The organism is Delftia sp. CH05 (assembly GCF_009827015.1).
Lineage (GTDB): Bacteria > Pseudomonadota > Gammaproteobacteria > Burkholderiales > Burkholderiaceae_C > Comamonas > Comamonas tsuruhatensis.
Genome location: NZ_WUMG01000022.1, coordinates 71,839 through 86,456, shown reverse-complemented (window position 1 = coordinate 86,456; position 14,618 = coordinate 71,839). Strand labels below are relative to the sequence as shown.

The following is a 14,618-nucleotide window of genomic DNA, read 5'->3' as shown; positions in this document are numbered from 1 at the left end:
TGATCCGGCCGGTCGTGCGCGAGCTGGAGCCGCAGCAGCAGCACAAGCTCATCGACCTGCGGCTCGAACTCGACGACGCCCCGCTGATCGCCAAGGCCGACCCCGTGCGCTTCCAGCAGGTGGTGCGCAATGTGCTGGCCAATGCCATCAAGTTCTCGCCCATCGGCGGGCGCATCGATGTGCAGGGCCGCATCGACGGGCAGGGCGACATCTGCATCGCCTTCTCCGACCAGGGCCCGGGCATTCCGCCGCAGGAGCTGGACAAGATCTTCCAGCCCTTCGTGCAGTCCAGCAAGACCCGCAACGGCTCGGGCGGCACGGGCCTGGGGCTGGCCATCTGCCGCAAGATCATCGACGCCATGGACGGCACCATCGTGGCCAGCAACCGGCCCGAGGGCGGCTCGCTGTTTCGCATCACCCTTCCCTGCCGCAGCGCATCGGAGACGCGCCCGGCGGAGCTGCTGTAGCGGCACCGCCGGCCGGCGCGCCTGCGGCCGGCAAACGGGTGGTGAACAAGTGGCAAACGGGCGGCAACAAATGAGAAAAAGTCTCATTTAGAATGCCAGCACTTCGTCCCGCCCTGCCCGCCTGCCTTCCCTCCCCGCTTGCTTGTATGACACGCCATCCGACTCCTGCCGCCTGGCTGGGCCTGGACCTGCACTGGGCCTATGGCCGCCTGCTGCCCGCCATCTGGCGCAGCACGCGCTGCATCCACCGCGCGCAGGATGTGCTGCATGACGCCTTCGTGCGCTACGCCCTCAGCGGCCGGCACGAAGGCATCGCCCAGCCGCATGCCTACCTGCGCGTGGTGGCGCGCACCGTGCTGGCCGACCAGATGGCGCATGAGCGCCGCTTCGTGCCCCTGCCCGAGCTGGCAGGCGAGGCCGGCGCCGCGCAGCACCCGGTGGCACGCGCGGACGAAATCGCCTTGCAGGAAGCCTTCACGGCGCCTTCGGCCGAGATGCTGGCCGACCTGCAGCAGCGCCTGGGCGCCGTGCAGCGTGTCATCCAGGGATTGCCTGCGCGCTGCCGCGAGGTGTTCTGGCTGTGCAAGGTGGAAGGCCACTCCCAGCCCCAGATTGCCGCCATGCTGGGCATCAGCCTGAACATGGTGGAGCGCCACCTGATGCGCGCCCTGCTGGACCTGCGCGCCGCACGCGAGCTGCTCGCGCCATGAGCACGCCGCGCGAGGAGGCCGCGCGCTGGTTCATACGCATGCACCGGGATGCGGGAGCGCGGCCGGGCGCCGCCGATGCCGCTGCCTGGCGCCGCTGGATGGACGCCGACCCGCGCCACGCCGCCGAATACGCCGCCTTCGAGGCGCTGTGGCAGGACTTCGACTCCACGCCCCGCACCGAGGCCCTGGCCACGGCGGTGGACACCGCCGCACGCCAGCGCCGCGACACACGCAGCAACGCGCGCCGCGCGATCATCACCCGCGGCGTGCTGGGCGTTGCCGGCCTGGGCACGGCGGGCCTGCTGGCATGGCGCGGCTGGCTTGAATGGCAGGACACCACCGTGTTCGCCCTGGCCCGCGACAGTGCGATTGGCGAACGCATCGTGCTGAACCTGCCCGACGCCAGCGTGCTGACCCTGGGACCGGCCAGCCGCATCGCCACGCGCTACACGCGCCGCCAGCGCGCCGTGGTGCTGGAGCAGGGAGAGGCCCTGTTCGACGTGGCCAGGGATGCAGGCCGCCCCTTCACCATCGCCGCCGGCCAGGCCCGCATCACCGTGCTGGGCACGCGCTTCACCGTCAACCGCCTGCCGGGCCTGGTGCGGGTGGGCGTGGAGCATGGAACGGTGCGTTTGGCGGTGAAAGGTGGTGACGGAGAACCGTCCTTGCTGCTGCAGGCGGGCGAAGTGGGGGAACTGCCGGACGAAAGCGCCGGTGCCGCCCCCGGTGCCGCACCCGGAGCCGATGGCGCCCACGCCAGCCCCCTCCCCCGCCGCGTGCAACGCGATGCGCGCGACAGCTTCTCGTCCATCGAACGCGGCCTCATCGTCTTCGACAGCGCCGGGCTGGGCGAGATCGCGGCCACGCTGTCGCGCTGGCGCCGCCAGCCCGTGCGTGCGGCCGTAGCCGACGGCACGGGCGGGCCGCGCATCACGGCCGCCGTGCAGCGCGCCGATGTGGAGAGCTTCCTGGACGCGCTACCGCGCATCGCCGCCGTGCGCGTGCAGGAGCGCGACGGCGCCACCTGGCTGGCCCCGCGCAGCACGGCGCCGGAAAAAATCCGGAAAAACTGAAAAAAAGCGGCCAACGCACATCAGGGATCCGGCGGGCTGCCCCGTCATACAGGCGAGCACAACCGATACCCAGGAGAACGTTCCCGCCATGCCCGCCCGCCCTCTTTCCCTTCGCCCGGCACGCGCCTGCCTGTCCCTGCTCGCCTGCGCGGCGGCACTGGCCTGCACGCCAGCCCTGGCCGCCCCTGCCGACATCGACCTGCCGGCCCAGCCGCTGTCCGACGCCATCAAGGCCCTGGCGCGCGCCACCGGCACCAGCATCGCGGCCGACAGCGCCCTGCTCGCAGGCAAGTCCGCGCCCGCCGTCCAGGGCCGCCTGGAGCCGGCCGAGGCACTGCAGCGCCTGCTGGCCGGTAGCGGCCTGCAAGCCTCTGCCCAGCCCCAGGGCGGCTGGCTGCTGCGCCCCGCCCCGGCGCGCCCGCAGACCGCGCTGGACGAAGTGCGGGTGACGGCCACGGCCCTGCGCGACGGCCGCACGGAAGGCACGGGCAGCTACCGGGCGCCCTATGCCAGCGCGGCCACCAAGATCGAGCTGACGGCCCGGGAGACGCCGCAGTCCGTATCCGTGATCTCGCGCGCACGGCTCGATGACCAGAACTTCGTGGAGCTCACCGAAGCCGCCAAGGTGGTGCCCGGCATCGTCGTGCGCCGGCAAAGCAGCACGGGCGGGCGCAGCGACATCCTCTCGCGCGGCTACCAGTCCTCCACCTACCAGCTGGACGGTCTCACCGTCAGCGGCAACCCGGCCACCCAGGAAACGCTGGACCTGGCCCTGTTCGACCGGGTCGAGGCCCTGCGCGGGCCGGCCGGGCTGTTCTCGGGCGCGGGCGAGCCCAGCGTCATGCTCAACCTGGTGCGCAAGCGCGCCCTGCCGGACTACCAGGGCCAGGGCGCCATCGGCCTGGGCTCGCGGGGCCGCAAGCGGGCCGAGGTGGATGTCACCGGAGCGCTGTCCGAAGATGGCCGCCTGCGTGGCCGGGTGGTGGCGCTGCACGAGAACTTCGGCAGCCCCGTGATGGCCATGGACGGCCACAAGCAGGCCCTGTACGGCACGGTGGAGCTGGACGTCACTTCCCAGAGCACGGTCTCGGTGGGCGCCACCTGGCAGCGCGGCCGGGGCAACTACGACACCGGCCTGCCCGCCCACGCCGACGGCAGGCTGGCCCCCATTCCGCGCGACGTGGCCATTGCCGCCGACTGGGGCCGCGCCGCGCCCGAATCGCTGGCCGGCTTCATCGAGTCGGAGACGCGGCTCGACGGCGGCGGCCTGTTCAAGCTGGCCGCCCGCCGTGTGCTGCGCCAGCAGCGCGACAAGTACATCAACGGCTACTCGGCCGTCTCTGACACCGGCATCAGCCGCTTCACCCAGGCCCAGACCGTGGACCGCGACTACGCCGACACCACGGCCGACATCTACTACAGCACGCCCTGGCAATGGGCCGGGCAGACGCACCATTTCATCGCGGGCGCGGACTACCGCAGCTCCAACATGCACCTGCGCATGCTGCGCGGCGCCATGAACACGCCGGCCGACCTGTTCCACTACGACCCCTCCTCCATCCCCGAGCCCAGCTTCAAGCCCTTTGCCGACGACCTCACGCGCACCAGCATGCGCGGCGTCTACGGCCAGTTGCGCATCAAGCCCACGCAGGCCCTCACCCTGGTGGCGGGCGCGCGCAAGAGCTGGTGGAAGACAGAAACCTCGGACCGGCTGCAGAACACGCGCTCGGGCTACGAGGTCGATGGCCAGTTCACGCCCTTCGCCGCCGTGCTCTTCGATCTGAACGACAGCTGGACGCTCTACGCCAGCCAGTCGCGCATCTTCCAGCCGCAAAGCGGGCGCCTGGCCGGTGGCGGCCAGATCGCCCCGCGCGAGGGCCGGCAGGTGGAAGCCGGCATCAAGGGCAGCCTGCTGGACGGACGCCTGAATGCCACCGCCGCCGTCTACCGCATGCAGGACACCAACCGCGCGCTGGCCGACCCCGCCGATGCCGCCTTCGTCATCCCCGCAGGCAAGGTGCGCTCCGAAGGCTTCGAGGCCGAAGTGGTCGGATCGCTGTCGCCGCGCTGGGACGTGGCGGCCAGCTACGCCTACATGCGCTCCAAATACCTGCAGGGCACCGTCACGCAGACGGGCACCGACTTCAGCACCATGTCGCCGCGCCACAGCGTGAACCTGTGGGCGCGCTACCGCGTGGCCGGCCCCGTAGCCCAGGGGCTGGAGCTGGGCGCGGGCGTGCGCGCCGTCAGCGAGTTCTACGACACCCTGGGCACCGTGCGCTGGCGAGCGGGCGGCTACGGCGTCTGGTCCGTCTATGCCGCCTACCCGCTCACCCCCCAGGTCAAGCTGGCCGTGAACATCGACAACCTGTTCGACCGCGTCTACTGGGAGCGCGTGGGCACGGCCACGCGCAGCAACTACTACGGCCTGCCGCGCAGCATCATGGTCACGCTGCGCAGCAGTTTCTGATCCCGTCGCCAGAGGGCGTGCGCAGCACAAGGCTGCCGCGCCCCCTGCCTGCCGCGCAGGCATTCAACACATCGACACCATCGAATGATTTCTCACAAATAATTCAATAGATCCACACAATGCATGGATTTACGCTTGTGTCCATTGCCGGCAGCCGCCGCCAGCCAGGACACCAGCCATTGCCATGCAAGACCGTTTTCTGATCGAGCGCATCGAGGCGCGGATCCTCGACATTCCCACCATCCGCCCGCACAAGCTGTCGTTCGGCTCCATCAGCCGGCAAAGCCCGGTGATCGTGCAGCTGTGGCTGCGCAACGGGGCCACGGGCTTTGGCGAGGCCGCCACCATCGGCGGCCCGTCGTGGAACGAGGAATCGCCCGAGAGCATCCACCATGCCATCGCCAACCACCTGGCGCCCAGCCTGATCGGCCAGGACGGCGCGCGCTTCGAGGCCTGCCTCTCGCGCATGGACCTGGCCTGCAAGGGCAATGCCTTTGCCAAGAGCGCCGTGGAAATCGCGCTGCTGGACGCCGTGGCGCGCAGCCTGCAGTTGCCCGTTTGGCAGTTGCTGGGCGGCAAGCAGCGCGACAGCCTGCCCCTGGCCTGGACGCTGGCCAGCGGCGACATCGAGCGCGACCTGGCCGAGGCCCAGCTGCGCCTGGAGCAAAAGCGCCACCGCATCTTCAAGATGAAGATCGGCGCGCGCACGCCCGAGGCCGATGTGGCCCATGTGAGCGAGATCGCACGCGGCCTGCAGGGCCGCGCCACGCTGACCGTGGACGTGAACCAGGCCTGGGACGGCGCCACGGCGCGGCGCTTTCTGCCGCAATTGATCGATGCCGGCGTGACCCTGATCGAGCAGCCCGTGGCCGGCTGGAACGTGCCCGCGCTGCGCGAGCTGACCGCCACGCTGCAGGGCGCCCTGGTCATGGCCGACGAGAGCGTGTGCACGCCCTACGACGCCATGCGCCTGGCGCGCGAGCAGGCCAGCCATGTGTTCTCGCTCAAGGTCGCCAAGCACGGCGGCCTGCTGCGCACGCGCAAGGTGGCGGCCATTGCCCAGGCGGCCGATATCGGCTGGTACGGCGGCACCATGCTGGAGACCTCGATCGGCTCGGCCGCCTCGGCCCATGTCTTTGCCACGCTGGGCGGGCAGCACTACAACTGCGAGCTGTTCGGCCCCCAGCTGCTGGTGGACGACATCGTCACCGAGCGCATGGCCATCCGCGACTTCGAGCTGCAACTGCCCGACGGGCCCGGCCTGGGCTTGGAGATCGACCTGCAGCAGTTGGCGCGCTTCGACCGCGCGCTGGCCGGCAGCCAGCCGCAGCACTTCGACATGGGGCAGGCCCGGACCGGGGCTGCGACCTGAATTCCTTTCATTCCTCCTGGAGACAAACATGCTTTACCTGGTCCGCATGGACGTGAAGATCCCCCACGACCTGCCCGCCGACGTGGCAGCCGAGATCAAGGCCCGCGAGAAGGCCTATTCCCAGCAGCTGCAGCACGACGGACGCTGGCCCCACATCTGGCGCGTGGTCGGCGAGTACGCCAACTACAGCGTGTTCGACGTGGCCTCCAACGACGAGCTGCACGAGCTGCTGCAGGGCCTGCCGCTGTTCCCCTACATGGACATCCAGGTCACGCCGCTGGCAAAGCATCCCTCGGCCATCGCCTGAGCACAGCCCAAACCAAGACCAAATTGTTCGGAGACAACTGAAGTGAATGTGAAACGCCGTTTTCTGACCGCCGCAGCCGCAGGCCTGTGCCTGTCCGCCGTCATGCCCGCCGCCCATGCGCAGGCCCCCGAGGCCAACTGGCCCAGCAAGCCCATCCGCTGGATCGTGCCCTTCCCGCCGGGCGGCGCCATGGACGCCATCGCGCGCACCCTGGGCGAGAAGGCCGGCCGCACGCTGGGCCAGCCCTTCGTGATCGAGAACCGTCCCGGCGCCGGCGGCAACATCGGCGCCGACTTCGTGGCCAAGCAGCCCGGCGACGGCTACACGCTGATGATCACCTCCATCGGCATGGCCACCAACAAGCCGCTGTACCGCAAGCTCAGCTACGACCCGATCAAGGACTTCGCCCCCGTGGGCGTGCTGGCCGTGGTGCCCAACATCCTGGTCACCAACTCCACCCAGCCCAACGTCAAGAGCGTGGCCGACGTGGTGGCCGCCGCCAAGGCCTCGCCCGGCAAGCTGACCTATGCCTCGGCCGGCAACGGCACCTCCATCCACCTGGCAGGCGAAGTGTTCAACTCGCTGGCCGGCGTGGACATCCTGCACATCCCCTACAAGGGATCGGGCCCGGCCGTCTCCGACCTGCTGGGCGGACAGGTCAACTACATGTTCGACTCCATCACCTCGGCGCGCCCGCACATCCAGTCGGGCAAGCTGCGCGCCCTGGCCGTGACCACGGCCAAGCGCTCGTCCAGCATGCCCGACGTGCCCACCATGGAAGAGGCCGGCATCAAGGGCTACGAGGTCTCGCCCTGGTTCGCCGTCTTCATGCCCGCCAGCACGCCGCCAGCCATCGTCAAGAAGCTCAACCAGGTCTTCGTGGCCGAGATGAAGCAGCCCGACGTGCTCGAACGCTTCAAGGCCATCGGCGCCGAAGTCGTGGGCTCCACGCCCGAGGAAGCGGCCAGGCACCTGCAGGCCGAGTCCGTGCGCTGGACCAAGGTGATCACGGAGCGCAACATCAGCATGGATTGAGCGCTTCTCTTTTCCAGGACATCCCATAAAACCACGAGGAGACAAACATGTCCGAACTGTCCCAGGACCAGCTGCTGAATCTGGTCAACAGCAAGCAGATCGCCCCTGGCAGCGACCGCGTGCGGGCGCTGACCCAGCGCATCGTCAGCGATCTGTTCCACACCATCGACGAGATGGATGTCACGCCCGACGAGTTCTGGGCCGCAGTGGACTGGCTGGGCCGCCTTGGGAGCAGCGGCCAGCTGGGACTGATCACGGCAGGCCTGGGCTTCGACCGGCTGCTGGACATCCGCAGCGACGAGGCCGATGCGCGTGCCGGCCGTGCGGGCGGCACGCCGCGCGCCATCGAAGGCCCGCTGTTCGTGGCCGGTGCACCGCTGTCGCAAGCGGAAGCGCGCCTGGACGAGGGCGAACCCCAGGGCGAGGTCTTCGTGATGGAAGGACGGGTGCTGGATCTTGACGGCCAGCCTCTGCCGCATGCGCTCATCGATGTCTGGCATGCCAATGTCCAGGGCGGCTACTCGCACTTCTTCCCGGGCATGAAGCCCTACGAGCTGCGCCGCCGCATAGAAGCCGACGACCAGGGCCGCTACCGCTTTCGCAGCTATGTGCCGCCCGGCTACTCCATACCGCCGAACAGCCCCACCTCGGAACTGTTCGACGCGCTGGGACGCCACGGCCATCGACCCGCCCACATCCACTTCCTCGTGGTTGCACCCGGCATGCGCACGCTGACCACCCAGGTCAACCTGCCCGGAGATACCTACCTGGACGACGACTTCGCCTTCGCCACGCGCGACGGCCTGATCGTCGAGCTGGAGCGCGGCGTGGCGCCGGCCGGCTATGAGTCGCTGGGCGTGAACGCGCCTTTCGTCCGCACGCGCTTCGACTTCGTGCTGCAGCCCGCAGTCAGCGAAGGCGAGTCCTTGCCGCTGACACGCATGGAGCGTGTGCGCGCCTGAGGCTCCGCCACCTTCCGGGGCCTTCCGGCCTGCCATTTTTTTTCGGTTCGTCCGTTCCACAGCAGGCCGCCCCTTGGAGTGCGGCCTGCTTCACCGTATCCGCTTCCCACACCATGTCCAGCCTGCATCGCATCGCCGCAACCCTGCTGACCGCCACCGTGGCCCTCGTGCCCGCCCTGGGACACGCCCAGGCTCCGGCAGCCTTTCCTTCCAAGCCGGTGAACATCGTCGTGCCCTACGCGGCCGGCGGCCCCGTGGACAACCTGGCACGCGCGCTGGCCACGCGCCTGAACAAGGTCTGGTCGCAACCCGTGGTCATCCTCAACCGCACAGGCGCCAACGAGATCATCGGGGCCGAGTACGTGGCCAAGAGCGCACCCGACGGCTACACGCTGTTCGCCGCGACCGAAGCGTCGCTGACCATGAACCCGCACCTGTACAGGAAGCTGCCCTACAACCCTCAAAAGGACTTCGCCCCCATCTCCCGCCTGATCAGCGTGCCCATGGTCTTCTTCGTGCCCCAGAGCTCCAAGGCCGGCACGCTGCAGGAGTTCATCGCTCAGGCACGCCAGGCAGGCAAGACCAAACCGCTGACCTATGGCTCATCGGGCGCGGGCGGCATCGTGCACCTGCCGCTGGCCATGTTCGCCAAGCAGGAAGGGCTGGAGATGGTGCACGTGCCCTACAAGGGCGCCGCACCGCTGATCCCCGAAGTCATCGCCGGCCAGATCGACGCAGCGGTGCTGGGCGTGTCGGTGATCGAGCAGCACATCAAGTCGGGCAAGCTCAAGGCCCTGGCCGTTTCCTCGGAGACACGCAGCATCGCCCTGCCGGATGTGCCCACCTTCAAGGAAGCCGGCGTGCGCGACATCCAGGCTGTCTTCAACATCGGCCTGCTGGCACCGGCTGGAACGCCAGCGCCCCTGGTGGAGAAGATCGCCGCCGATGTGCGCCGCGTGCTGCTGGAGCCCGAATTCCGCAAGACCCAGGTGGACGCGTTCTCCTACGTGGCCGTGGCCTCCAGCCCCGCCGAATACCGCGACTTCCTGGCGCGCGACTACCAGGTGCAGGGCGAGCGCGTGCGCACCTCGGGCGCCTCGCTGGATTGATCCGGACGGGGTCCGTTCAGCTCTGGACTGCGGTGCGCTTGGCAACCACGTGCACCGCAGCCGCAGGCCTGCGCCCCCAGTTCATCAGCGCCGTGCCGGCCACGGCCATGCCGCCGCCCAGCACGATGCTGGCATCGATGCTCTCGCCCAGCCACAGCGCCGACAGCGCCACGCCGATCACGGGCACCAGCGTGATGTAGCCCGAGGCCGCGCCCGCGCCCAGCGCCTTGACGCCGTCGAAGTACCAGGCATAGGCAAGCGCCGTGGCGCCGAAGGCCAGGAAGGCCAGCGCACCCCAGGCAGTGCCGTTGCCAAGCACGGCAGCCTGCAGGCCGGCCGGCCCTTCCACAACCAGGCTGGCCACCAGCAGCATGGCCGCGCCCATGGTCGAGGTCACGGCCGTGGCCGACAGCGCATCGACACCCGTGAGCAGCCAGCGGCCGATCAGGGTGTAGCTCACCCAGCACACCACGCAGCCCAGGATCAGCAGCTCGCCCGCGCCCACCGATCCCTGCAGCAGCGCCAGCGGCTGGCCATGCGAGATCACCACCACGGCGCCGCAGGCCGCCAGCGCCATGCCCAGGGCAATGGTGCGGTTGAGCCGCTCGCCGAACAGCCAGACCGCCAGCGCCAGCGTGAGCACGGGGTTGAGCGTGATCACCAGGGCCGCCTTGCCGGCCGGCACATGCTGCAGCCCCATGAGGAAAAAGGCCGCATAGCCGAACACGCCCGTGGCGCCGGCGGCCGCCATGCCCAGCCAGCGTTTGGCACTCCATTGCCGCAGACCCGCCATGCCACCGGCCCAGTACAGCCACGGCAGCAGCACGGCGGCGGCCAGCAGGAAGCGCAGGCTGGCGGCTGCCAGCGGCGGCATGTTCTGTGCCACCACGCGGCCCGCAGGCCAGGAAGCGCCCCACAGCAGGGCCATGCCGACAAGCCGCAGGTGGGGACCGAAGAAGCGTTGAAAATTCATGGCGCGTACTATGTGCTCATATCGATTCATAGACAAATGAGCGAATGCTCATGACCTGGACAACGTGATCCCATGACCTTCACCCAGCTCGAAGTGTTCGCGGCGCTGGCCCGCGCCGGCAGTTTCTCGCGCGCGGCCGCGCTGCTGGGCATTACCCAGAGCGCCGTCAGCCATGCCCTGCGCGCGCTGGAAGGCGAGCTGCAGGTGCAGTTGGTGCGCCGCGAAGGCCCCCACTCCCCGCTGACCGACGCAGGCACGCGGCTGCTGCAGCGCGCCAACGACATCCTCCAGCAAAAGGAGGCCTTGCGGCAGGAGGCCGATGCCGAGCGCGGCATGGCGCGCGGCACGCTGCGCGTGGCCTCGTTCGGCGCCACCTCTTCACTGCGGCTGCTGCCCCCGCTGATCACCGAATACCGCCGCCGCCAGCCCGCCGTGCTGGTGCAGATCGACGAGCAAAACGACGACACCGTGGTCAAGTGGCTGCTGGAGCGGCGCGTGGAGATCGGCTTCGTCGTGCTGCCCGACGAGCGCTTCGAGACCGTGCCCCTGGTGGAAGACGAACTGGTGGCGCTGCTGCCCGCATCGCACCGGCTGGCGGCCCAGCGCAGCATCCGAGCCGCCGACCTGCAGGGCGAGGCCTTTGTGCGCACCTCGGCCGGGTCGGGCGCGCACATCGACCGCTTCCTGGCCGAGGCCGGCGCCCAGCCTGCGGCCATCTACCACTTCGAGCAGATGTCATCCATGCAGGGCTTCGTGGCCCAGGGCCACGCCATTGCCATTGCCGCACGCCTGGCCGTGCCCGAGCAGGCGCCCGAAGGCATGGTCTACCGCAGCCTCGCGCCCCGCCAGCGCCGCGTCACCGGCCTGGCCGTGCGCAGCATGGAGCGCCTGTCGCCGGCCGCTGCCGGCTTTGTGGAGCTGGCGCGGGAGATGGCGAAGAAGAAGCGGTTTGGCTAAGCCTGCGCCGCCGACGGCAAGGTCAGCGGATGCAGCACCAGCGCCTCGCGCACGATGGGCTTGAGCGCCTGGGCCTCGTCGGGGCTGGCCAGCACGCGGGCCAGTTCGGCGCGCATGCGGGGCTCCCAGAATTTACGGATGTGTTCGGCAATGCCCTGCAGAGCCTCGTCACGCTCGGGCATGGCCTCGAAGAACTCGCCGATGCGGTTGGCCATGCGGACCAGGTTGGCGCTGTCCATCACTTGCCTCCCGCCACGGCCATGCTGCCTGCCTGCGCGGCTTGCAACAGGCCGATCTGCTCTTCATGCATGCGCGCAAAGCCGCGCTGCCAGTCTGACGGCTGGGCGTGCTGGGGGACGGGCAGCACCTGCACGGCCGTGACCTTGTATTCGGGGCAGTTGGTGGCCCAGTCGGAGCTGTCGGTGGTGATGACGTTGGCGCCCGATTCGGGGAAGTGGAAGGTGGTGTACACCACGCCGGGCTGTATGCGCTCGGTGACGGTGGCGCGCAGCACGGTCTCGCCCGCGCGGCTGGCGATGCCGACCCAGTCGCCGTCGCGTATGCCGCGGTCCTCGGCGTCATGCGGATGGATTTCCAGCCGGTCCTCGCTGTGCCAGTGGCTGTTGTGCGTGCGCCGGGTCTGGGCGCCCACGTTGTATTGCGAGAGGATGCGGCCCGTGGTCAGCAGCAGCGGGAAGCGCTGGGTGACCTTCTCGTCGGTGGCCACGTACTGGGTGATGATGAAGCGGCCCTTGCCGCGCACGAAGCGGTCCCTGTGCATGATGGAAGTGCCGGCCTCTTCGGTGCTGTCATTGCAGGGCCATTGCACGCTGCCCAGCCGGTCGATCTTGTCGTAGTTCACGCCTGCAAAGCTGGGCGTGAGCGCGGCGATCTCGGCCATGATTTCGCTCGGGTGCGTGTAGTGCATGGCGTAGCCCAGCGCATTGGCCAGCAGCTGGGTGACCTCCCAATCGGCATAGCCGGCCAGCGGCGCCATGACCTTGCGCACGCGCGAGATGCGGCGCTCGGCATTGGTGAAGGTGCCGTCCTTCTCGAGGAAGGAGGCGCCCGGCAGGAAGACATGGGCGTACTTGGCGGTTTCGTTGAGGAAGATGTCCTGCACCACCACGCATTCCATGGCCGAGAGCGCGGCCGTCACATGCTGGGTGTTGGGGTCGGACTGCACGATGTCCTCGCCCTCGCAGTACAGGCCCATGAAGCTGCCGGCCAGGGCCGCCTCGAACATGTTGGGAATGCGCAGGCCGGGCTCGGGGCTGAGCGCCACGCCCCAGGCGCCCTCGAACTCGGCGCGCACCGTGCTGTCCGAGATGTGGCGGTAGCCGGGCAGCTCATGCGGGAAGGAACCCATGTCGCAGGAGCCCTGCACATTGTTCTGGCCGCGCAGCGGGTTCACGCCCACGCCTTCGCGGCCCACGTTGCCCGTGGCCATGGCCAGGTTGGCGATGCCCATGACCATGGTCGAGCCCTGCGCATGCTCGGTCACGCCCAGGCCGTAGTAGATGGCCGCGTTGACGGGAGTGCCCGCCGCGTGGTCCTCGGCACCCAGCGCATACAGGCGCGCGGCGCCGCGCACCAGGTCAGGCGCCACCCCGGTGACCTCGGCCATGGCCTCGGGCGAGTTCTCGGGCCGGGCCACGAATTCCTTCCACTGCGCGAAGGACTTGGCATCGCAGCGCTCGGCGATGTAGTCCTCGGCCAGCCAGCCTTCCGTGACGATGACATGGGCCAGCGAGGTGATCATGGCCACGTTGGTGCCCGGCCGCAGTTGCAGGTGGTAGTCGGCGCGGATGTGGGGCGACTTGACGAGCTCGATCTCGCGCGGGTCGATGACGATGAGCTTGGCGCCCGCACGCCGGCCGTCGCCGCGCAGGCGCTTTTTCATGCGCGAGCCGAACACCGGGTGCGCGGCCGTGGGATTGGCGCCGATGACCATGACCACGTCCGTGTGCTCGATGGACTTGAAGGTCTGCGTGCCGGCCGAGGTGCCATAGGTCTGGCCCAGGCCATAGCCCGTGGGCGAGTGGCACACGCGCGCGCAGGTATCGACGTTGTTGTTGCCGAAGGCCGTGCGCACCAGCTTTTGCACCAGGTAGGCCTCTTCGTTGGTGCAGCGCGAGGAGGTGATGCCGCCAATGGAATCCTTGCCGTGCTTCGCCTGGATGCGGCGGAACTCGCTGGCCGTGTGGGCAATGGCCTCTTCCCAGCTCACTTCGCGCCAGGGGTCGGTGATCTTCGCGCGGACCATGGGCCGGGTGATGCGGTCCTTGTGCGTGGCATAGCCCCAGGCAAAGCGGCCCTTGACGCAGGCATGGCCCTCGTTGGCCTGGCCGTCCTTCCAGGGCACCATGCGCACGACCTGCTCGCCCTTCATCTCGGCCTTGAAGCCGCAGCCCACGCCGCAGTAGGCGCAGGTGGTGATGGCGCTGTGCCCGGCCTGGCCCAGCTCGGTCACGGTCTTTTCCTGCAGCGTGGCCGTGGGGCAGGCCTGCACGCAGGCGCCGCAGCTGACGCAGTCGCTGTCCATGAAGCTGCCGCCCTGCCCCGCCGTGACGCGCGATTCGAACCCCCGGCCCGAGATGGTCAGCGCAAAGGTGCCCTGCGTCTCCTCGCAGGCGCGCACGCAGCGGTTGCAGACGATGCACTTGCTGGGGTCGTAGCTGAAGTACGGGTTGGAGTCATCGACCTCGGCGCGCGCCTGGCCCTTGAAATGGTTGGCGCCGTCGAAGCCGTAGCGCACCTCGCGCAGGCCCACCGTGCCGGCCATGTCCTGCAGTTCGCAGTCGCCGTTGGCGCTGCAGGTCAGGCAGTCCAGCGGATGGTCGGAGATGTACAGCTCCATCACGCCGCGGCGCAGCTCCTGCAGTTGCGGGCTTTGCGTGCGCACCTTCATGCCCGGCTCGGCCGGCGTGGTGCACGAGGCCGGAAAGCCCTTGCGGCCTTCGATCTGCACCAGGCACAGGCGGCAGGAGCCGAAGGGCTCCAGGCTGTCGGTGGCGCACAGCTTGGGCACGCTGACGCCGCCTTCCATGGCAGCGCGCATCAGCGAGGTGCCCTCGGGAACGCAGACCTCGCGGCCGTCGATCTCCAGGGTGATCAGGCGTTCGGACGGGCTGGCGGGCGTGCCCCAGTCGGCTTGCTTCAAATGGTCGAGCATGGTGTTCT

Annotated in this window: 13 protein-coding genes; 10 read left to right on the top strand and 3 right to left on the bottom strand. The window is 69.2% G+C overall.

The features are described 5' to 3' along the window. The 9 genes from GRX31_RS17825 to GRX31_RS17785 form a co-directional block, all read left to right on the top strand. Nucleotides 1–467: sensor histidine kinase (locus GRX31_RS17825; protein WP_160853999.1), on the top strand; the 467-nt coding region annotated here is incomplete at its 5' end. Nucleotides 468–613: 146 nt separating this feature from the next. After that, nucleotides 614–1,177: an RNA polymerase sigma factor gene (locus GRX31_RS17820; protein WP_160853997.1), complete on the top strand. Its 564-nt coding sequence runs from the start codon at nt 614–616 to the stop codon at nt 1,175–1,177. Continuing rightward, the gene (locus GRX31_RS17815; RefSeq protein ID WP_016449016.1) at nt 1,174–2,250 is read left to right on the top strand and encodes a FecR family protein; all 1,077 of its coding nucleotides are present in this window, start codon (nt 1,174–1,176) and stop codon (nt 2,248–2,250) included. The genes GRX31_RS17820 and GRX31_RS17815 overlap by 4 nt, the downstream gene beginning before the upstream one ends. Before the next feature lie 88 nt (nt 2,251–2,338). After that, complete coding sequence (locus GRX31_RS17810; RefSeq protein ID WP_160853995.1) at nt 2,339–4,720, top strand: TonB-dependent siderophore receptor; 2,382 nt, start codon at nt 2,339–2,341, stop codon at nt 4,718–4,720. Between the two features lie 184 nt (nt 4,721–4,904). Next, on the top strand, nt 4,905–6,092 hold the full coding sequence (locus GRX31_RS17805) for a muconate cycloisomerase family protein (protein WP_047217942.1): 1,188 nt from the start codon (nt 4,905–4,907) through the stop codon (nt 6,090–6,092). 28 nt (nt 6,093–6,120) lie between these two features. Further along, nucleotides 6,121–6,399: a muconolactone Delta-isomerase gene (catC, locus tag GRX31_RS17800; RefSeq protein WP_046984478.1), complete on the top strand. Its 279-nt coding sequence runs from the start codon at nt 6,121–6,123 to the stop codon at nt 6,397–6,399. A 42-nt stretch (nt 6,400–6,441) separates the two neighbouring features. Further along, the gene (locus GRX31_RS17795; protein ID WP_046984479.1) at nt 6,442–7,434 is read left to right on the top strand and encodes a Bug family tripartite tricarboxylate transporter substrate binding protein; all 993 of its coding nucleotides are present in this window, start codon (nt 6,442–6,444) and stop codon (nt 7,432–7,434) included. 47 nt (nt 7,435–7,481) lie between these two features. Next, nucleotides 7,482–8,396, top strand: coding sequence for a dioxygenase family protein (locus GRX31_RS17790; protein ID WP_043790605.1), 915 nt, complete (start codon nt 7,482–7,484; stop codon nt 8,394–8,396). Nucleotides 8,397–8,509: 113 nt separating this feature from the next. After that, on the top strand, nt 8,510–9,505 hold the full coding sequence (locus GRX31_RS17785) for a Bug family tripartite tricarboxylate transporter substrate binding protein (protein ID WP_012203791.1): 996 nt from the start codon (nt 8,510–8,512) through the stop codon (nt 9,503–9,505). A gap of 16 nt (nt 9,506–9,521) precedes the next feature. On the opposite strand, the gene GRX31_RS17780 is transcribed toward GRX31_RS17785, so the two are convergent. Beyond that, nucleotides 9,522–10,478 carry a DMT family transporter gene (locus GRX31_RS17780; protein WP_016454176.1) on the bottom strand — a complete coding sequence of 319 codons (957 nt, stop codon included), beginning with the start codon at nt 10,476–10,478 and terminating at the stop codon, nt 9,522–9,524. Nucleotides 10,479–10,550: 72 nt separating this feature from the next. Here GRX31_RS17780 and GRX31_RS17775 point away from each other — a divergent pair, with 72 nt between their 5' ends. Then, nucleotides 10,551–11,435: a LysR family transcriptional regulator gene (locus GRX31_RS17775; protein WP_043824565.1), complete on the top strand. Its 885-nt coding sequence runs from the start codon at nt 10,551–10,553 to the stop codon at nt 11,433–11,435. Here the strand turns inward: GRX31_RS17775 and GRX31_RS17770 are convergent. Together GRX31_RS17770 and fdhF are read right to left on the bottom strand one after the other, a co-directional pair. After that, nucleotides 11,432–11,674, bottom strand: a complete 243-nt coding sequence (locus GRX31_RS17770) for a formate dehydrogenase subunit delta (protein WP_013803888.1) — start codon at nt 11,672–11,674, stop codon at nt 11,432–11,434. The genes GRX31_RS17775 and GRX31_RS17770 overlap by 4 nt on opposite strands. After that, complete coding sequence (gene fdhF / locus GRX31_RS17765) at nt 11,674–14,610, bottom strand: formate dehydrogenase subunit alpha (protein ID WP_160853993.1); 2,937 nt, start codon at nt 14,608–14,610, stop codon at nt 11,674–11,676. Before fdhF ends, GRX31_RS17770 begins: the two co-directional genes overlap by 1 nt. Nucleotides 14,611–14,618: the final 8 nt, after the last annotated feature.